At 48.0% G+C, this 20107-nt stretch carries 23 protein-coding genes; 18 read left to right on the top strand and 5 right to left on the bottom strand.

All coding sequences use genetic code 11. The features are described from left to right. Window position 1 precedes the first annotated feature (1 nt). A complete protein-coding gene (locus BUB18_RS25455) occupies window positions 2-928 on the bottom strand; it encodes a DUF6268 family outer membrane beta-barrel protein (protein ID WP_073086570.1) in 927 nt (308 codons plus the stop codon). A 133-nt stretch (window positions 929-1061) separates the two neighbouring features. Between BUB18_RS25455 and BUB18_RS25450 the strand changes: the two genes are divergently transcribed. Next, window positions 1062-1556: a hypothetical protein gene (locus tag BUB18_RS25450; protein WP_073086568.1), complete on the top strand. Its 495-nt coding sequence runs from the start codon at window positions 1062-1064 to the stop codon at window positions 1554-1556. A gap of 71 nt (window positions 1557-1627) precedes the next feature. Here the strand turns inward: BUB18_RS25450 and BUB18_RS25445 are convergent, their stop codons facing one another. Beyond that, window positions 1628-2050 carry a VOC family protein gene (locus tag BUB18_RS25445; RefSeq protein WP_073086566.1) on the bottom strand — a complete coding sequence of 141 codons (423 nt, stop codon included), beginning with the start codon at window positions 2048-2050 and terminating at the stop codon, window positions 1628-1630. A 100-nt stretch (window positions 2051-2150) separates the two neighbouring features. Continuing rightward, a complete protein-coding gene (locus BUB18_RS25440) occupies window positions 2151-2573 on the bottom strand; it encodes a hypothetical protein (RefSeq protein ID WP_143160100.1) in 423 nt (140 codons plus the stop codon). A gap of 39 nt (window positions 2574-2612) precedes the next feature. Here BUB18_RS25440 and BUB18_RS25435 point away from each other — a divergent pair, with 39 nt between their 5' ends. The 4 genes from BUB18_RS25435 (at window position 2613) to BUB18_RS25420 (ending at window position 5131) form a co-directional block, all read left to right on the top strand. Next, window positions 2613-3101: a 2'-5' RNA ligase family protein gene (locus BUB18_RS25435; RefSeq protein ID WP_073086564.1), complete on the top strand. Its 489-nt coding sequence runs from the start codon at window positions 2613-2615 to the stop codon at window positions 3099-3101. A 71-nt stretch (window positions 3102-3172) separates the two neighbouring features. Then, window positions 3173-3760: a Crp/Fnr family transcriptional regulator gene (locus tag BUB18_RS25430; RefSeq protein WP_073086563.1), complete on the top strand. Its 588-nt coding sequence runs from the start codon at window positions 3173-3175 to the stop codon at window positions 3758-3760. Between the two features lie 95 nt (window positions 3761-3855). After that, window positions 3856-4638 carry an alpha/beta hydrolase gene (locus BUB18_RS25425; protein WP_073086562.1) on the top strand — a complete coding sequence of 261 codons (783 nt, stop codon included), beginning with the start codon at window positions 3856-3858 and terminating at the stop codon, window positions 4636-4638. 13 nt (window positions 4639-4651) lie between these two features. Next, complete coding sequence (locus BUB18_RS25420; protein WP_073086561.1) at window positions 4652-5131, top strand: DinB family protein; 480 nt, start codon at window positions 4652-4654, stop codon at window positions 5129-5131. On the opposite strand, the gene BUB18_RS25415 is transcribed toward BUB18_RS25420, so the two are convergent. Both BUB18_RS25415 and BUB18_RS25410 read right to left on the bottom strand, forming a co-directional pair. Then, window positions 5132-5833: an XRE family transcriptional regulator gene (locus BUB18_RS25415; RefSeq protein ID WP_178372206.1), complete on the bottom strand. Its 702-nt coding sequence runs from the start codon at window positions 5831-5833 to the stop codon at window positions 5132-5134. It abuts the gene before it with no gap. A 98-nt stretch (window positions 5834-5931) separates the two neighbouring features. Continuing rightward, window positions 5932-6126 carry a YwbE family protein gene (locus tag BUB18_RS25410; RefSeq protein WP_073086560.1) on the bottom strand — a complete coding sequence of 65 codons (195 nt, stop codon included), beginning with the start codon at window positions 6124-6126 and terminating at the stop codon, window positions 5932-5934. Between the two features lie 38 nt (window positions 6127-6164). Between BUB18_RS25410 and BUB18_RS25405 the strand changes: the two genes are divergently transcribed. From BUB18_RS25405 to BUB18_RS25345, 13 genes are all read left to right on the top strand, one after another. Beyond that, window positions 6165-6770, top strand: a complete 606-nt coding sequence (locus BUB18_RS25405; RefSeq protein WP_073086559.1) for a pseudouridine synthase — start codon at window positions 6165-6167, stop codon at window positions 6768-6770. Window positions 6771-6799: 29 nt separating this feature from the next. Then, on the top strand, window positions 6800-8170 hold the full coding sequence (gene xseA / locus BUB18_RS25400; RefSeq protein ID WP_073086558.1) for an exodeoxyribonuclease VII large subunit: 1371 nt from the start codon (window positions 6800-6802) through the stop codon (window positions 8168-8170). After that, window positions 8148-8351 carry an exodeoxyribonuclease VII small subunit gene (gene xseB, locus BUB18_RS25395; protein ID WP_073086557.1) on the top strand — a complete coding sequence of 68 codons (204 nt, stop codon included), beginning with the start codon at window positions 8148-8150 and terminating at the stop codon, window positions 8349-8351. The genes xseA and xseB overlap by 23 nt, the downstream gene beginning before the upstream one ends. Before the next feature lie 46 nt (window positions 8352-8397). After that, a complete protein-coding gene (locus BUB18_RS25390; protein ID WP_073086555.1) occupies window positions 8398-8961 on the top strand; it encodes an HPP family protein in 564 nt (187 codons plus the stop codon). 89 nt (window positions 8962-9050) lie between these two features. Continuing rightward, window positions 9051-9443 (top strand): DoxX family membrane protein, encoded by a 393-nt coding sequence (locus tag BUB18_RS25385; protein ID WP_073086552.1) that lies wholly within the window; start codon window positions 9051-9053, stop codon window positions 9441-9443. A gap of 5 nt (window positions 9444-9448) precedes the next feature. Next, entirely contained in the window at window positions 9449-10384 is a 936-nt protein-coding gene (locus BUB18_RS25380; protein ID WP_073086550.1) for a polysaccharide deacetylase family protein, read from the top strand. 247 nt (window positions 10385-10631) lie between these two features. Then, entirely contained in the window at window positions 10632-10982 is a 351-nt protein-coding gene (locus tag BUB18_RS25375; RefSeq protein ID WP_073086548.1) for a hypothetical protein, read from the top strand. Window positions 10983-10994: 12 nt separating this feature from the next. Beyond that, window positions 10995-11393: a hypothetical protein gene (locus BUB18_RS25370; RefSeq protein ID WP_073086546.1), complete on the top strand. Its 399-nt coding sequence runs from the start codon at window positions 10995-10997 to the stop codon at window positions 11391-11393. Between the two features lie 192 nt (window positions 11394-11585). Then, window positions 11586-14738 (top strand): beta-galactosidase, LacZ type, encoded by a 3153-nt coding sequence (locus BUB18_RS25365; RefSeq protein ID WP_073086544.1) that lies wholly within the window; start codon window positions 11586-11588, stop codon window positions 14736-14738. A 359-nt stretch (window positions 14739-15097) separates the two neighbouring features. Beyond that, on the top strand, window positions 15098-16174 hold the full coding sequence (locus tag BUB18_RS25360; RefSeq protein ID WP_073086542.1) for a DUF1573 domain-containing protein: 1077 nt from the start codon (window positions 15098-15100) through the stop codon (window positions 16172-16174). A 19-nt stretch (window positions 16175-16193) separates the two neighbouring features. Then, entirely contained in the window at window positions 16194-16454 is a 261-nt protein-coding gene (locus BUB18_RS25355; RefSeq protein ID WP_073086539.1) for a chitin binding peritrophin-A domain-containing protein, read from the top strand. A gap of 82 nt (window positions 16455-16536) precedes the next feature. Further along, a complete protein-coding gene (locus BUB18_RS25350; RefSeq protein WP_073086537.1) occupies window positions 16537-17247 on the top strand; it encodes a hypothetical protein in 711 nt (236 codons plus the stop codon). A 2-nt stretch (window positions 17248-17249) separates the two neighbouring features. After that, window positions 17250-19970 (top strand): TonB-dependent receptor, encoded by a 2721-nt coding sequence (locus BUB18_RS25345; RefSeq protein ID WP_073086535.1) that lies wholly within the window; start codon window positions 17250-17252, stop codon window positions 19968-19970. The last annotated feature ends 137 nt before the right edge of the window (window positions 19971-20107 follow it).

Genomic DNA, 20107 nt, shown 5'->3' with positions numbered 1-20107 from the left:
TTTATTTATGCGGAATATTCCAACGCAGGCCCGCGCTCATAAACACGTTGGTGGCCAGCCGGTGGCTTGGTTTCTCTTTAAACATCTCTGATAATTTTTTATCTGAATACGAAACCTGGCTGGCGAGGATACTGCCACAGGATACCACAAAATCAAACTGGTGACCCAGGTGCCAGGTGCTTTCCAGGCCTGCACTGAATTCAGAATAACTCATCAGCTTTTTCCCATCCACGCCGTTGGTGGCATCATAGGCGCCTCCGCGTACACGCACGGCCAGGGCCAGTTCCGTAAAGCTATTGAGCTGGGTGCCGATGGAAATTTTTTCCGGAAAATTAATATCAATCTTAAAGCGGCTATCCGTTTTATACTGGATGCCAAATGCCGGCAATACCATCGGGGTACCAAAGGCATTGGTGAGTACCACCCCTACGCCATAGGCAAAGCGCTTGTTATGCTGTTTCAGGAAGAGGACACCGCCCTGGAGGAACAGGTCATCGAAAGTGATTTCTTCCATGTCCGTACCAATGGTACCATCTACCATGGCCAGCAAAGTCCAGTTGTTGTTCAACGAATGGATGTATTTAAGGCCGGCAGATGCCTGCAGCAGCTCACCTGGGAAGATTGTTTTCGTATAATCCTTATTGTCCAGTTTGGTGTAGGTACCGGAGAAATCGGCTGTCCACATACGCATTTTACGGGTAGCCGTATCCGTTTTGGACGATAGTACAAAGCTGGCACCGAAATTATAACGGAGCTGGCTGGTGGTAGACTGGGTTTTCACACTGTCTTCCGGGCGGATGTAGTGGCTGGCAGGGAGGAAATCGGTGCTGATGCCTATGCCTGGTCCTTTGAGGGAAGTGGCGCCTAACTGCGCCTGGGCCTGGCTAGCAGCGCCTAATAGTAATAAGATCGGTAGTTTTTTTAACATCACTGATAAATTAGATATCACCTCCGACACGGTAGGCTACCGTATACCCCTACGCCAACCCTGTTAATTTTCTAAACTTATCCTGAACATTTACGGGGAACTGGTGTTATATCTCCTTGAAAAATGGCTTTTTATGAGATATGTACTGTTACTGATGATGCTTTGTATCGGCAATGTGGTATTTGCACAGGACGATAGTGATTTAAAAACAATTCAGTCTGTGTTTGGGAAAGAGAAGAAGGCGCTGGTAACGCAGTACATGGATTTTAAGAATGGCAGCAATGATCCGTTCTGGTCGTTGTATGATCAGTATGAATCTGATCGTCGTTCGCTGAGCCGGGAGCGGCTGGCGATATTACAGGATTACAGCCGTATGTACGAAACACTTGATGATGAGGCGGCCACCAGCCTGGCAAAGCGTACGCTGTCCAACGATCTCTCTTACGACAAATTTTATCAAAGATATTTCAAGAAATTTTCCAAGGTATTAGGTGGTAAAAATGCAGCGAAGTTCATGCAACTGGAGCTTTACCTGCAAAACGCCATTAAGTCATCTATCCTTAATGCAATACCCTTCATAGGAGAGCTGGAGAAGAATCGCGACGCCTATCCTGCACAGCGCAGTTAGGCCTTTGATTGAACCAATAAAAAAGTCTGCATCCTTAGTGGTGCAGACTTTTTTAGTTACAGGTTTTTCGTTTATTGATTTGCGTAGTTTACCATCCAGTTTACTCCCCAGCGGTCCACACACATCCCGAATTTTTCCGCCCAGAAAGTTTTGCCGATGGGCATGGTGATATTGCCACCTTCTGCCAGGCCGTTGAAAATACGATCCGCTTCTTCTGCACTTTGCGGCGCTACGGCCACGGCAAAGGAAGCAGAGGCGGTTTCGGGTTTTTGGTAGGCCTTGGGAACATCACTGCCCATTAGCACGGTACCGTTGCCGATAGGCAGCATCACGTGCATGATTTTTTCTTTTTCTTCAGGGTCGCAGGGATGCTCAGGAGGCATTTCGCTGAAGCGCGACATAAACTCGATCTTCGTGCCGAACACGGACTGATATTGGAGGAAGGCCTGCTCACAATGACCGTTGAAATTCAGATAAGGATTTACACTTGCCATATACTTAAGTTTTGGGTGAATAATTTCTCATACAAAAGTAAAGGCAATGTTGTTGCGGGAGACTGGCCGTTTAAGACAAAATGGGGGTTAAATGTGACAATCAGAGATCTTCCATGGTAAGGGCATGAAAGAGGTTTTGTAACTGGTGTACATGCGCCAGGGGGCGACCATAGGGTACCTGTCCGGAGGGGCTGTCGGCCACCGGCTGAAAGATGCCCTGCTGCACCCGTATATGTATACTGTGCAGGCGGTTGTATTTCAGGGAGTATACGTTTGGATCTTCCCCATGCTCCGCATCACCCGGGAGGAATCCGAAGTTTTCCAGCCAGCTAATTTCCAGCGGGATGGGGTTGGCCTTCTGACAGGGAATCTTGCTGAGCGGCAGGCCGGAGTTATAGATAAATCCCTGCCATACGCCTTCTACTGCAAAGATTGTTTCCTGCATGTTGCGATCATAATAGGCCACTAAGTTGCCATTTCGTATATCCGTTTCTTCTATCAATGTCGTTAGCTCTTGCTGCAAATATAAATAACCACGGATTAACTTTAAATTGCAGCGGATATGATTCTTACACTACAAATGGAAGACAGTGCACAGGCGTATTTCAATGCGCTGCGTGCCGCCCATTTTCCCACGCATGCCAATTACCTGGACGCACATATTACCCTCTTTTATAAACTCCCGGATGAGGATGCCGGTATCCTGGCCGCATTACCCGGGCTGGCACGGCGGCCACCGTTGTTACTGGATGTCACGGGGGTTTTTTCATTTGGACTGGGTTGTGCCTATTCGCTCCACTGCCAGGCGCTCTCGGAGCTTCACGCCGCCATGCAGCAGCAGTGGCTCCCGCATCTCATTAAACAAGATCAGCAACCGCTACGCCCACACATAACCATTCAGAATAAAGTGACCGCTTATAAGGCCACACAAACCAGGGAAAAACTAATGGAAAATTTTTCGCCCTTCCAGGTGAAAACAACCGGCTTACATACCTGGAAATACCTGCACGGGCCCTGGAAGCCACTTAATTTCTATCCTTTCGCCAGATAGGTGTTATACCGCAGGAATACCGCAGGGAGCTAATAATTGCTTATCTTAGAAATCCGTCATTTAACCACTTTATGGAAACATTTTTTAACTATATCCGGCGATATACCGAGCACCCCATTTCCGAACAGGAACTGTTGTTATTGCAAAACGCTTTTAAACCCCGCAAAATCCGTAAACGACAATACCTGTTGCAGGAAGGCGACATCTGCCGGCACCTGGCTTTTATTACAAAAGGCGCTATGCGCCAGTATTCCGTGGATGATAAGGGAGTGGAGCATATTGTGCAGTTTGGGATTGAGGACTGGTGGATGTCCGACAGGGAAAGCTTTGAACTGGGCTCTGTATCTGCCTACAACATCGATGCATGGGAAGATACAACGCTGCTGCAGATTCATTACGACGACTGGTGGGAGATCCGCAATAGTATACCTGCCATGCGCATCCTTACCGCCGAAATGGATAAGCGCCACGCCGTAGCTGCACAAAAGCGGATTCATGCGGCCATCACCCTCACTGCAGAAGAACGCTACCTGGATATGCTCCGTCACCAGCCCGCATTTGTGCAGCGATTCCCACAGAATATGATCGCCTCTTACCTGGGCATTTCCCCTGAAACGCTCAGCCGTATTCGCAAACAGGCCTATCTGAAAAATGAGTAGTTGATATTTGTCAATTGTATTTTTTGCCGTTTGTCATTTGTAACCCATTTACATAATTGGAATTTTGGTAATCATAAGGATCCCAAAATTCCGATATGAGAGAACTGAATACAAGAACTATCTTATTGATCCATGGCGCATTTGTAACCGTTGCCATGTGGGATAATTGGAAACGTTATTTCGAGCAACACGGCTACAAGGTAATTGCGCCACCATGGCCGCATAAAAATATTTCTGCTCCGGCATTGCGGCAGCGGCATCCCGATCCACTGGTGGCCAGTATTCGCCTGCGCGACCTCGTACATTACTACGGGGATATTGCCAGTGTGCAGGCCGAAACGCCCATCATCATGGGCCATTCCCTGGGAGGATTGATCACACAACTTTTGCTGCAACGTAATATTGGCGCTGCCGGTATTGCCATACATCCCGTGCCGCCACTCGGCGTGTATTCGTTGAGGTATTCCGTGTTAAAAGCTACGTTTAAGCCGCTGGGCTTTTATACTTCGGCTAACCAGCCATACATGCTTTCGTTTAAAGAATGGCAATATGCGTTTACGAATGGCATGCCGCATGATCAGCAATTGAAAACTTATGAGGAGTATGCGGTGCCGGAATCGAGGCGCATTCTGCGGGATGGACTTACGGCGGCGGCAAAAATTGATTTCGGTAAGCCGCATGCGCCGCTCCTGCTCATCGGCGGCGGGGAGGATAGGATCGTGCCGTCTTCACTTGTATTTTCAAATTTCAAAAGATATAAACAAAACGGTTATCTCACGCATTTCAGGGAAGTGGAAGGACGCAATCATTTTGTGTTGGGGCAGCCAACCTGGGAGGAAGATGCCGCGTATGTACTTGATTGGATCAGAACTTATTAATACCAGTATTTCTATGGAAACAAATCCATTAATAGGCATTACCCTGTCCAACTGGGACAGTCAGGTGAAAAGAATCACCACCGCATTTGATAATTACAAGGACGAAGACATGTATTTGCAGGTGGCGCCCGGCAGAAACCGGATCATTTACATCCTCGGCCACATGACGGCCGTGCATGATATGCTGCTGCCTCTGCTGGGACTGGGAGAGCGCAGATATCCCAACCTGGATGAGTTCTTTATCACCCATCCTGATAGTCCTGAAACGGCTTTACCTATGCCGGGTGAGTTAAGAACTTATTGGAAAGATGTAAATGCTGCTATTAGTGCGGCATTCAGGCAATTGTCGGCCGAAGAGTGGTTGGATCGCCATACGATGGTGACGCCGGAGGAGTTTGAAAAAGAGCCTCACAGAAACCGCTTTAACGTGTTACTGTCGAGGCTCACGCATATTTCCTATCACCTGGGTCAGTTGGCGCTGGTGAATAAATAATCAGCTGGCAGCCGGCATTTCGCGGCTTACATACCCGATGAATTTCCATATTTCGGATACTTCGTTGGCATTCACCTTAAACGGCTTGTAGGTCGGGTTAAGGGAGTGCAGGCGCAGTGTGCCATCCAGTTTCATGGTGTTGTCCACCAGTTTGAACAGGATATCTTCTTCATCTTTCAACACTACAACGCAGGGGGTGTCTGACTTCACCACGCTCCAGTCGTCCACGTACTGGGCAATCACATGGCTGCCATCGGGGATGGGCTGCATGCTGTCGCCGCTAACGGGAAACATACGGATAGTTTTTTCTCTTGGTAATCCTGGCAGGGAGAATTTAGGGAGAGATGCGATGAATTCCGGATCACTAAACCCACGGCTGTAGCCCGCTTTCGCTTTTACCGGTACAAACTCCATATTCTCTTCGTTATCGCTGTTTACCGTGATGGGTAATACGCGTATATGCTTGCCGGTTATATCCAGCGGCGCGGTTGTTTCCAGTTCATACAGCTGCTCGGCAGTGAATGCGCTGAGGTCTGATTTAATCAGGTGGTCCACCGGAATGTTGAAGTAGGTGGAAATACGTACCTGGTCTTCCATCCGGGGGTTGCGGGTTTTACCGCTTTCCTGTGCGGCCAGGCGTCCTTTTTTTATGGTTGTGGCATCGGCGAGTTGCTGTTGTGTTAAGCCTTTCCGTTTACGCAAAAACCTTAGATTTCCAGCCCAGTGAAAAATTAACTGATCCATTCGTTTTAGCAAGTAATGAGTTAGTAAGTAGTTGGGTATGCGGGCAAATGTAATGATTATCCGATAATCTCGGCTACGCGGCCTATCTGGCCGTCTTCCAGGCGCACCTTGATACCGCGGGAATGATAGGCTGCTGAAGTGAGCAGGTCTTTTACGATACCATAGGTTTTTTTGCCGCTGCGCTGGTCTTTTTTGAGTATGATACCTACCTCCAGTCCGGGATAGATATCTTTTCTGTATTGTCCGTCCATGTGGCAAAGTTACTTAATTCTGTACCTTTGCGCTCATCATGAATAGTAGTGGTCACCGATATTTCGTTATACACAAGCCTTATAATATGGTTTCCCAGTTTGTAAGTCCGCATCCGGTGCGGCTGTTGGGCGATCTGGATTTTGATTTTCCGGAAGGTACACATGCCATCGGGCGACTGGACAACGCTTCGGAAGGCCTGTTGTTGCTCACTACCAACAAGAAAGTGACCAAATTGCTCTTTCAGGGTACGGTACCGCATAAACGTACCTATGTGGTGAAGGCGAAAAATATAGTGACCGATGCCAGCATTGAGGTGCTGCGTAATGGCATCACCTTTATGTCCGGCCACAAGGAAGATTACACCACACTGCCCTGTGAGGTGGACCGTACTACCCCACCTGATAACCTGGCCAACCGGCCGGGGGATTATAACGATCACCCGCATACCTGGCTGCGCATGACGCTGGTGGAAGGGAAGTTTCACCAGATCCGTAAAATGCTGGATCATATCCGTCATCGTTGTCAGCGCCTGGTGCGCGTTTCCATTGAAGGCATTGAGCTGGGCGACCTTCGCTCCGGCGAGGTGCGGGAGCTGCCGGAAGCCGAATTTTTTGCCCGCCTCGGCATCACCGATTATGAATAGGCTGCTGCCAATTTCTTTATCTTCGCAGTATGAGTCACCCTAACGCTATACGTTTATCAGAGCTGAGCGCCCGCATCAGAGCGGTGGTGCAGCAAGCCTTTGCCGGGCAGAGCTATTGGGTGAAAGCAGATATTACCAGTCATTCCTTTTATCCCGATAAAAACATTCATTATTTCGACCTGGTGGAGAAAGATGAGCGTAGTGGTATAGTGGCCCGCGTGGCAGCCAATGCCTGGGGTAACGGCAGCCGGCAGATCAAGGCTTTTGAGCTGATCACCGGGCAGCCGTTTCGCAATAACATCCATGTGCTGGTACAGGTAACCGTCAGCTATCACCAGGTACATGGCCTGCAGGTAACCGTGCAGGATGTGGACATCAGCTTTACTATCGGGCAACTGGAGCAGCAGAAGCAACAAACGCTGGCGCGACTCCTTGCTGAAAATGCTGATGCCGTGCGGTTAGTGGGGGAGCGGTATATTACCCGCAACCAGGAGTTGCCGCTGCCGGCCGTGATCCAGCAGATTGCCGTGGTTACTTCCGGCAACAGTGCCGGCTATCAGGATTTCCATCATACACTGGTTAATAACGGCTTTGGCTATACGTTTAAGCTGGATACCTATTTTACCGTTGTGCAGGGAGAAGCCAATGCCGAGTTGGTACAACAGCGCATGGTGGATGTGTTCAATGCAGGAAAGGCGTACGATGTGGTGGTTATCATCCGTGGTGGCGGTGCGCAAACCGATTTTTTGTTGTTCGACAGCTATCAGCTGGGCAGGGTAGTGGCCAGGTTTCCCATTCCGGTGATCACCGGCATCGGTCACCAGAAAAATGAAACAGTGACAGATATGATGGCGCATACCGCCGTGAAAACCCCTACCAAAGCGGCAGAGTTGATCATCGCACATAATCGTGGCTATGAGGATGCCTTGCTGCAATTCCGGCAACGCATACTGGTACGCGCCCAGCAGGCCGTAGCCATGGGCAACCGCCAGATGTACCATCTCCAGCAGGATATTATCAATAAAACAAGGGCTATTTTGGGGGTAGGGAGAGAAGAACTGCTGCACCTGCGGCATGGCATAGACCGTGGTGCGAAGCAGCTGTTGCAACAGCAAAAGCAACAGGTGCTCTTTATGCAGGCAGCGCTCCTGGCCAGGCCGGGCACACGCTTGCAACGCGAGCAGGAAAAGCTGCGGCAGCAACAACAGTTTTTTAAAATGCTGGCGCCCGAAAGTATGCTGAAGCGTGGCTTTGCGCTGGTATATAAGAACGGCGAGTTGCTGAAGGATGCCGCAGACATTACAGCAGGAAATAATATCACCATTCAATTACAGGATACGGCCATTCAGGCAGTAGTCCAATCTAAATCCAATACAGATGAGCGAGGAACTGACATATGATGCAGCTTACCAGGAGCTGCAGGAAATAGCTGAAGAAATAGAACAGGAAACGGTTTCAGTAGACCTGTTATCCGAAAAAGTAAAGCGTGCCGCGGAGCTGATTGCATTTTGCCAGCAGAAGCTGCGGGCTACAGAAACGGAGGTGAATAACATTATTAAGCAGCTGGATAATAACAAGTAGTGTTTTAATTGTGGGTGCCAGTTATTAATTTTGCGCCACGATTATTATGAAACACAGGATTAAACGTAGCATACGTGTAGCCCGGTACGTGATGTACAGGGAAACCATGATTGATAAGCAAAATATAATATGGTCTTTTGTGGGGGCTTTTGTAGGGATAGCAGCGGTGGGGATGCTGAGCCATTTTTATTTGCCTGTAAAAGATAACCTGTTTCTGATTGGTTCTTTCGGCGCCTCTGCTGTACTGATATATGGGCATACCCAAAGTCCGCTTGCCCAACCCCGGAACCTGATTGGGGGACATATCCTTAGTGCCATTGTAGGCGTTACCGTACGATTTCTGATACCCTGGCCTGAATTTGAGTGGCTGGCCTGTGCGCTGGCGGTGGCTTTGAGCCTGATTGTGATGCAGATGACCAAAACGGTGCATCCACCGGGTGGGGCTACGGCTTTACTGGCCATTGCCGGGTCGCCCGCGATCCGCAAACTGGGATACTGGTATGTGATCAGTCCCGTAGCCAGCGGTGTGGCCATACTCTTGCTGGTAGCGGTGTTGGTAAACAATATGACCAGCATCCGGCAATATCCTGCCAATCGTAAATGGTGGTAAATGCAAGATTTATACAAATAAACCACCTAATTATACCAGTTACACCCCAATGGTTTCCTGCACTTTTGTATCATAAAATTTAATGATACATGAACGCAACTGTTTATTTGTTATTACGACTGGCTGTAGCGGCCAGCATGTTTGGCCATGGCCTTGTACGTTTACCCAAATTGAATGGCTTCAGCAGCTGGATGGTAGGCTCTTTTGAAAAGTCCATGCTGCCATCTGCCATGGTAGTGCCTTTCAGTTATATTCTTCCTATTGCCGAATTTATTGTGGGCTTATTGCTGTTACTGGGCCTGTTTACCAAGCCTGCCCTGATAGCGGGGGCGCTGGTGATGACTGCCCTGATTTTTGGCAGCTGTATGGTGGAAAACTGGGATTGGATACCATCACAGTTGATCCATGTGGCATTTTTTGCGGCCCTGTTACAGTATATTTCCAGCAATGCCTGGGCATTGGATAACCTCCTTAAAAAATAGTGGCCATGAGTTCCAGGAGACATTTTATGAAACAAAGCGCCGTATTGGGTATGGCAGGATTAGTACAACCGTTTGGGAGTCTGGCAGCAGGAAGGGACACTTCAAAACAATCCTCCTGGGCCGATGGATCGAGGCTGGTGGTAAGTATTTCCATGCAGTTCGAATCCGGTGGGCAGCCGGATAATGCGGAGAGTCCCTTTCCCAATAATATGTTGCCGGGCTTCAGGGATTTGCCGGGCGCCACGTGGTATGCCTATGGTTACAAGGAAGGGGTGCAGCGAATGCTGGACAACTGGGACAGGTTTGACGTAAAGGTAACGTCACACATGGTAGGATCGGCGGTGCTGAAGCATCCTGAGGTGGCGAAGGAGATTGTGCAGCGTGGCCACGAGGCGGCGGGGCATGGGATGGACTGGACCACTCAGTATAACCTGCCATATGAACAGGAGAAGCAGTTCATTGCCGATGGTGCTGACGCTATCCGAAAGGTGACGGGTTTTAATCCGGTGGGCTACAATGCCAACTGGCTGCGCCGTGGGGAGAACACACTGAAAATCCTGCAGGAGCTTGGCTTCACTTATCATATTGATGACCTGAGCCGGGACGAGCCTTTTATCATTCAGGTAAACAACAAGGACTTTGCCGTGGTGCCGTATACCCTGCGCTGTAATGATATATTGCTGATTGAAGGAAAACACTTTTCTACTGATCAGTTTTTAAAACAGGTGAAGATGGAGTTTGATCAATTGTATGAGGAATCGGCCCGGCGGCGCCGGCAGCTTAGCATCAGTTTCCACGACCGTATCGGCGGAACTCCGCAGATGGTGAAGGCAACGGCGGAGTTGTTGCAATATATACAGGGGCATAAGGGGGTGTCGTTTAAGCGCAAGGATGAAATTGCGCGGATGACGCTGGCGGATAAGACGAGTATCAGGGAGTAGTAAAACTATGTTTTCTTTAAGTGAAAGGGTTGATGACCGGTGGTCCTCAACCCTTTCACGATTTTACGCTGGCCTTCCTCATCCGGGGATTTCTTTTGTGCCGCAGGCACAAAAGAAATCCCCGTTGTTGTCAATCGTTTAGGAGATTACCTGATAATTTTCTAGTACTTTGTAAGTACTAAACTTTCAGAAAATTTTGAAAATTCGGAAAACTGATATAGCTTTGTTTCAACAAAAGCGAACAGCTATGAATATCCTGGCATACCTCATCTACCTGTCGATTACATGGGTAATCACCGTGCAGGTGGGATGGCTTTTTTACCGCAACGGGCGTGTATTTATCCTGCATTTTTTTAACGGGGACGCGCAAACGACGGATGCTATCAACAGGATATTACTAACGGGCTACTACCTGCTCAACCTGGGTTATGCCACGCTGATGATCAGCACCTGGGATGCGCTGCACAACTGGCTGGATGTGATGGGAACGGTGGCGCAGATGACGGGCCGGATTATGCTGACCCTGGGTGCTATTCACTGTATGAATATGCTGGGCATCTACCTCCTTGGCAAGCGAAATTTTCATCTCCACAAATAAAAATACATCCATATGAACCACACATTCAACTACACTGCTTACCTGATCTACCTCCCTGTGGTAGCCGCTGTTACCTGGTTTGTTGCATATACTTTGTTTAAAAACAGCAAAGTATTTATGCTCGATATTTTTAATGGCCGCGTAGAAATTGCCATGAGCACCAACAAACTGTTTGAGACCGGATTTTATCTGCTGAACCTGGGCTTTGGCGTGAAAATAATGGAAATTAGCTATGGTCTGGAAACGCACCAGGAAATGCTGGAAGCACTGAGCTCCAAACTGGGAGGATTCTTTATATACCTTGGCATCATGTTATTCCTCAATCTATTTCTCTTCTTCAGGGGAAGGCGTATATCTAAAGCAAAAGAACGGTTGGCCGCTGTTACTAATCCGCCTTTTCCTAAAGCCTGAGAATTGATGTAGCAGGAGTGAGCATCCCACAGTGTCCGCCGCTGGGGATGCTTTTTTTATGCCGGAATTAAGAAACGTATTTTTTACGCTCATCACATTTATTGAGTACTTTCGGAAATAATACTTTTCTTAGCAGCCGTGCCTTTGAAAGTGTGTTGTAGCTGCGATGAACAAACTATTTTATACTGAACAATGAAAGGAAAATTATTTCTTGCCGCATGCGTGAGCTTTGCCATAAAGTCGCATGCACAGCAATTACCTTCCGAACTACAAACCCCGGAAGTAGTATCTGTCAACCGAATGCCCATGCGTGCTTCGGCCTTTGCATTTGAAAATGAATCCCTGGCACAACAGCAAGCCAAAGAAAAATCAGCCAATTTTTTGTCGCTCAACGGGCCCTGGAAATTCAACTGGGTACAGGATCCCCGCAAACGCCCGGCTGATTTTTACCTGCCGGCTTACAACGACAGCAACTGGGAAACGTTTAAGGTGCCCGCCAACTGGGAAGTAAACGGCTACGGACTACCGATTTACGTAAACCATCCTTATGAGTTTACGGGTCGCGCTAAAATGGGCGCCGCCTTAAACCCGCCTTTCGATATTCCTGAAGATAATAACCCGGTAGGTTCCTATCGGCGCAAATTTACCCTGCCGCAAAACTGGAGCGGCAAGCAGGTGTTCATTCACCTGGGTGCAGTCAAATCGGCCTTTTATATCTGGATAAATGGAAAAAAAGTAGGGTATAGTGAGGATAGTAAACTGGCAGCGGAATTCGATATCACCAAATACCTGCAGCCAGGCGAAAACCTGGTGGCACTGCAGGTGTACCGCTGGAGCGACGGCTCCTATCTCGAATGCCAGGACATGTGGCGCATCTCCGGTATCGAGAGAGAAGTATATCTCTACGCCACTCCCAAAATGGATGTACGCGATTTTAAAATTGCCGCAGGCCTGGATCAATCGTATACCAACGGTATGCTGGACATCAACCTGGAAGTGAATAACTACCGCATTGATCAGCGCACGAACCATAGCAAGCCGGATACCTTCTCCGTAGCGGTGAAGCTCACGGATGCCACTGGTAAAACGGTATACCAGGAAGAAACTTCTTCCATACAAAAAGTTTTAGGGAATTATAAATCCATCGTTTCTTTCAAAAAAGAAATTCCGGCAGTGCAGAAATGGTCCGCCGAAGTACCTTATTTATACACGCTTTACATCACCCTGAAAGATAAAACGGGCAACGTGCTGGAGGTAATACCACAGCGCGTTGGCTTCCGTTCCATTGAACTGAAAGACCGCAACTTCCTCGTTAACGGAAAGCGCGTATTCCTCAAAGGAGTGAACCGCCACGAGCACAATGCCACACAGGGTCATACGCTTACCCATGAAGATATGCGTAAGGATATGGAGATGATGAAAAAGCTCAACGTAAATGCGGTGCGACACTCTCATTATCCTCCTGACCCTTACTGGATGCAGCTTTGCGATGAGTATGGTTTATACGTGATCGACGAGGCAAACATCGAGTCACACGGCCGCTACTACGATCTCGGCTACACGCTGGCTAATGATAAGCAATGGCGTATGCCGCATCTGGAGCGCGTTTTACGTATGTACGAGCGGGATAAAAACCATCCGGCCGTCGTTACGTGGTCGCTGGGCAATGAAGCCGGCAACGGGGTGAACTTCTATGAAGCATACGACTGGCTCAAAGCACACGACACCCGTCCGGTGCAATATGAACGTGCAGAACATGATTTTAATACCGATATCATCGTGCCCCAGTATCCCGGTCCGAACTCACTGGTAAGATATTCCCAGCGCAATCCAGACCGCCCGATGATCATGAGCGAATACGCGCACATCATGGGTAACAGCCTGGGCAACTTCCAGGAATACTGGACTGCCATAGAAAATAATCCTTACCTGCAAGGGGGCTTTATCTGGGAATGGATTGACCAGGGTATTGATACCGTGAAAAATGGTAAGCGTATACTGGCCTATGGTGGCGACTTCCCGCTGAGCGGACCGGTGAATGAAACATTCAGCGATAATAACTTCTGCGTAAAAGGTGTGGTGACTGCTCACCGGGAGCTCACACCAATGGCTATTGAAGTGAAAAAAGTGTACCAGCATGTAAAAACTACCCGCACAGCCAACGGCATATCCGTACGTAACGCCTATTTCTTCAGGGACCTTTCCAACTATCAGCTGAACTGGGAATTACTGGAAGATGGTAAAGTTGCCGAGCGCGGTACTGTAGCGAGCCTGAACGTGGCAGCTCAGGATTCAGCGGCCTTTACTATCTCCCCTAAAACTAAAATAGCCGGAAACAAAGAGTACTTTTTGAATGTACGCTATGTACTGAAAGCAGCGGAACCTTTCCTCCCTGCCGGTTATGAAATTGCAGCAGAACAGTTTGCCTATAACACGCCGTCACCTGCTCCTGCAGCTACACCTGCGAGTGGCAAACTAACTGTTACTAAAGATGGGCAGATGTTAAAAGTTAAAGGTGCTGCCTTTGAAGTGAATTTCGACCTGGTGCATGGATTGTTGTCTTCCTACAAAATCAATGGAGAAGATGTGATGGCGAATGGCCCGCAGCCTGCCTTCTGGCGTGCACCAACGGATAACGACATTGGAGCGGATTACAATCATCGTTTACGCAGCTGGCGCGATGCTTACAGCAAAGCAACTGTTACCGCCACCACTGATGAAAAACCATCAGCCGTAACCGTTACCTTCAAAGCAAGTCTGCTCAACGGGGACGCCACTGCCCGGCAAACCTATACCATTGCGCCTGATGGTACCATCCTGGTGAATAATGCATTTGAAGGCATCAAAGGTGATCATAAAATTTTACTGCGCTATGGTACAGACATGCAGCTGGCAAAGCAGTTTGATCAGATTAGCTGGTATGGCCGGGGTCCGTGGGAAAACTATTGGGACAGAAAAACGGCCTCGTTTGTAGGGCTGTATAATTCCAATGTGGCAGCGCAATATTTCCCATATGCACGTCCGCAGGAGAGTGGTAATAAAACGGATGTTCGCTGGGTAACGATGACTAACAAAAAAGGAAAAGGCATCCGGATCGAAAGCGTGGGTGCTACATTGTTAAACTTCGCAGCACTGCCTTACAGTATGGACGACCTGGACCCTGAAGCTGATAAAAAGCAATATCACAGCGGTGAGCTGGTGGCTCGTGATCAGATCTTCATGCATGTGGACCTGCAGCAATCAGGTGTACAGGGGATCGACAGCTGGGGCTCCCAGCCACTGGAGCAATACAGGATTCCTTTTGGTAAGCTGAATTATAGTTTTGTGATTAAGCCGCTGAAATAAGGGATAGCAAAAAGTTACGCGTAAAAAACGCCATGCAACTACTGCATGGCGTTTTTTTGTGATAAAGTTTGGATTCCATTTCACTTTTACACGATAAGTTCATGACCGGCCGTCCATATTATCTTATTGAATAAAATAGTAAAATTATTTACAAATAAAAATCATTTATCCGCTCCAAATATTTGTTTAAATAAATTTTTAAAAATATTATTGTGATGCTGGAAGTGCAGCAATGATTGCCCTAAGTATTGATAACAAAACCAACCGTCGAAGAGAGAATGCGCACTCCAGGAATCCCTTTTTACATAAGATAATCAACCAGTAGTACGAATAACCAACCAAGTACAAAATAACCGACAATGAGAAAAATATCTCTGTGGGTATGCCTGTGCATATTCATCAGCTGCAGGCATGCCACGCCTGAGGTGGACCTGAGTGAACTTACCTCAATTGATGATGTTTTAAAAGATGCCGGCGCTGCCAATAAGCATGCGGTAGTTATACTAACTGAGCAAGGCTGTGATGCCTGCTTTGTATACAAATCCATGTTGGCAACCAGTGTGAAAAAGGGTAGTGATCTGCCAGGAGATTTAATTATTCGCTCGGTGGATACAAGGCTGCCGCAAAATTTATGGTTAAATCAATTGCTGCATGAGTTTTCCTTTCCAATAATCGTGATGTTTAGTCCTGACGGGCAAATCAGGGGCATTTCCAAAGGTGGCCTTGCCACGGATTTACCACGGCAATTGTCCGCTATTTACGCTGGAGGTATCTACTATTCCCCCAACAGTAAAGCATTTCAGCCTGTAGATGGGAAACGGAAATTTACCAACGAAGATCGTATTGGATTTATTAACACGGTGGCGAAACTCTTTACTACCTACAGGAAAGCCGGTCGTTTTTCTGCGGCCGAAAAACAGGCATTACAGGAAAATGTCAAACTGAAACCTTATTTTCTGAACAGATACCTGCTGACGCAGCTACAGGTGAAAGAAGGGAGGAAAGATTCCGCAGTGGCCATGGCACAGGACTTATTGCGAAGTACAACCGGTATCGACAGGATGCTGTATAAAACCTATATTTCGGAACTGGAATTTTTTGCCGGCCCAACGGCACTGGCCGACAGTGCTATCCTTTCCACACCTTCAGTAGATATCATGCTGGAACCTGCGCCATTAAACGCTTTCAGAACCATTCGCATACCCATCAGGAATGCAGGAGGGAAGCCGCTGGTGCTGAGTGAAGTGCATCCTTCCTGCAGCTGTCTTAAAGTACAATGGCCTAAAGACTCCATCCCCGGCGGGGAAATGCGCGACATCAGTGTTACCTATCAGCTGAAAGAAGCCGGAGATTTCCGGCAGAATGTGTACGTGTATTCCAATGCCTCCTCCAGACCATTATTGATCAATATACATGGTAAAGTAAACATTCATTAAAAACTAATCACAAACCATTATGAAAAAGAAAATTGCTATGTTCGTTGCAGGCATTGCCTTCATCGCATCCGCTGCTATTGCACAGGTTCCTTTCAATCCTGATTACTGCGCTCAGAATCACCTGGCGGCAGGTGTTTACCCACACCCTTCTTCTTATCCTAATTTCTATGTTTGTACTGAAGAAGGCTATACCTTATTAGGTCAATGCCCTGCTGGCCTGTGGTTTAATCCAACCCTGAAAGTGTGCGACTGGCCATGGGAAGTTGAAACCGGTATCTAGTTTTCGTATAGTGATACCTGTTGGACGCCACCTCCTATGGTGACTGCCCGGCAGGTATCTTTTTTTCAAAAAAAAACGCCATATGAAATCTGTATTTACGTTAATAGTGATAATGGCAGCGCTGCCTGCACTGGCGCAGCAACTTCCCGATATCCAGCAGGCCAGCAGGTGGGCCACCAATAAAAAGATTGATGGCGCCATTGAGGACTGGGGCACTTCGCTGGAAGCATATAATACTACCAATAAGCTCTGGTATAGCGTAGCTAACGATAACGACTTTATTTATTTTGCGTTTAAGAAAACAGATAACCTTTCTAAAATTTATGCCCCCGCTTCCATTCAGCTCTCCATCGGTAACAAAGGTGAGCGGAAAACGGAGGTAATGCCACTGCTGCATTTTCCGGTCACTACCGAGGGTATTCATAAAAAACTACCTGAAAAATGGGATGAAATTGAAGTCCGCAATATCCCTGCTGTAAAAGATACGTTGATATCCATCTATAACCAGTACGGTATCAAGGCCGCATGGAAGCTGGATGAAGCGAATAAAATTTTTACCTGTGAAATACGGATACCTCGTAAACTATTATCCCTGAATGAGCATGCATTTGATTACGACATCTGCCTGATGGGAACGGGCCGCAGAGGACAAAGTTCCATGTTTCTGATGCCTGGCATCCAGATAAAAAATAAAGACGGTGCCAATGTGAGTCCGGCTGAGCTGATGCGGTTAGCAGAAACCAATACGGTTACTGAGTTTTGGGCTACTTATGAACTGGCACAACAGCCGTGAGTATGATGCGGTTGTTATTCTTTTTTACCAGCCTGTTAATTGTCATGAGTACGGCTGCCCAGCAGCCGCCACCACTGGCAATCCGCCAGGTGAGCGGTGTAGTGCGTGATTCCAGCGGCGCAGTGGATGTGCCGCAGGCCAGCGTATTGCTAATAACGTTAACGGATACCCTACTTGTACTCACCAATGAGGATGGTATTTTTGTATTTGAATCGGTGACCTCCGCCGAATTCACCATCGTGGTGCAACATTTGGGCTACCGGCCGTTTATGCAGCGGTATATGATGAATGACACGAAAGCACGTATCACGCTGGCGCCTATATTATTGCATGCACAGCTGCAAACGCTTGCGGGCGTAACGATCAAGGGTAAGGTAGGGCCGCAGCTGCTCGGAGATACCGTGCAGTTTTGGGCGGATGATTACATCGTCCGGGATTATGCGCGGCTGGAAGAGTTAATACGAAAGCTCGAAGGGGTAAACGTAGACAGGGAAGGTAATGTGCAGTTCATGGGCCAGATGGTAAAAAAGGCCATGTTCAACGGGATCAGGTATTTTGGGGGAGATGTAAAACAATTGCTGAAAGAGCTCCCGGCAAATATTGTAGAAAGAATTCAAATCATTGATGACTACGGCGACCAGGCCAATGCTGCCGGCATAAAATCCGGCGAAGCCACCAAAACAATCAATATCGTTTCCAAAAAGGATAAATCAGTTGCTAACCTCTATGAAATTGCTGCTTCTTCTAATTTTGATACACGTTATAACGGGCAGGGATATATTAAAAAGATCGATGGATTTAATCAGCTGGAAGTACAGGCAGGAGCGGCGCGTTCACCCGCCGGCGTACTTACGGGCGCACCAGTGGGTACTATCAGCAAAATGAATGCAATGCTAGCACCTGCCGGCGGACAACCCGGTGTTTCCGATGGCTATCACCAAAACGCATTTGGTATACTTACCTATAAAAACAAATGGAAAGATTTCCTGACCTATGAGCTTTACTACAACCTGCAACGGAAAGATCAGCTTGAAATAAAAGACCTCCTTCAGCAGGAGTATTTTTCAACCGGCGGGCTGCTGACCAGCAGCAACACTGACATCTCCCAACAACAAACAAAACATGACCTCAAAGGCGTTTTCAATACTAAATTATCGGATCATTCACAGCTAAATACCACCATTGGCTTCAGGCATGCGAACGAAAGTTTGTCCAGCAGTAGTAATGCTCGGCAGGATGGCTTATTGCATAACAGCAGTAGCCTGCTTGGTTTACAAACCGCTACTGCGCCGGCGCTGGATATTGACCTGTTATATATACGCAAATTTGCCCGCTCTAAATCGATCCTCACGGCCGATTTCCATTTATTAAACGAAAAAGAACAGCAGCGGAAAACAGATGATGGCACCGTCACCAGCTGGCACGACCCCTTGCCCGAGCAGGATAGCACCTACCGGGTGCAACTGGAGGAGCGGAGTAGTCCTGAAAATTACCTCTCTACCCTGACGTATACCCTGCCTTTCAACACCCGCACTTCGCTGCAGCTCAGGAGCGACCTACAGGTACGCCGGGTGATGTATGATCAGCAATTTTATAATTTATTAGCTACACAGCAGCGGATTGATTCCCTGAGCAGTCGTTTTTTATACCGTACGGTGGAGCATCCGTTACTTGCTACTGTTAAGCGTGCAATCGGGCAAAAAAGTAACCTTACGGCGGGGCTGCGGCTGCAACAGAGCTGGATCAACAGCGCTGTTTATACTGCCAGGCTTTTCCCGGACATATTGTATGAATATGCCAATGGCATGCGTACGCAGTGGTCGTTCCGGTACAATGGAAATACTGTGCTGCCACGGCTGGCGGAAGTGATGCCCATACCGGATGTAAGCAACCCGCTTAATACGGTAACCGGTAATCCCGGGTTGCGTCCAGCTGTGGTGGATCAGTTCCAGGCAAGGTTTGCCCGTTTTATGATGCGCCCGGAAATTTTTATGAGTGTGACTGCCTTATATGCCCGTACTTCCAACAAAGTCACGCCGGACATCACCTTCTCCGTGAACGGAAATACGATGCGCCGTACCACAGGATTTGCTAACGTGGACGGGGAAACGAAGATGATGGTGTATTATAATCTCACTAAGACCATATCATATCATTCGCTGAGTCTAAAGCTGGATGGGCAGTTGTTACGCAATCGCATGATATACCTCACTGATCATGTGGCAGATCACACCATCACCATGATGAACCTGAATACGTTTACTGCCACGCTTACCCCTTGGCAATGGCTCGATTTCAACTTTGCCTCCGGCCTGGAATGGAATCGGGGTAACCGCTTTGCGGCGCTTAACAGCACACGCGCGCGATTTAATATCTACGGTACTGCATACCTGACACCCGAGTGGCTGGTAGGATTTGATATAAGCAAAAAGCTGGAGCACAGCAGCGATAATGCCCTCAACCGGTCGCCGCTGGTAGTGGGGTTAAACATGGAAAAGCGCATCTTCCGGCAGAAAAATGGGGTGATCAGCGTAGTGGTAATGGACCTGCTGCGGCAGGATAATGCCGTAGCGCGACAACTGCTCATGAATGGCTATCGCGATATTCCCTCCTCGCACAACAGCCGCTATTTCCTCCTGCAGTTTTCCTGGAGCCCACAACGTTGGACGGGCGGGCGGAACGCCGGGAAGGTGCGGAGGAATGACGGGAGTTTTGTGAATTGATATAGCAATGCGCGTTTGGATTATAATGTTGAACACGCATATCAGCGGTGTAGAGACGCCTGGCAGGCGTCTATCAAAACACAATCTCCGCTAAAATCTATTAGGTAATCACCATTGAAAACGAAAATATTTTAGCG

Source organism: Chitinophaga jiangningensis, assembly GCF_900142605.1.
GTDB lineage: Bacteria > Bacteroidota > Bacteroidia > Chitinophagales > Chitinophagaceae > Chitinophaga > Chitinophaga jiangningensis.
This window is presented reverse-complemented; position numbering and strand designations above follow the sequence as displayed.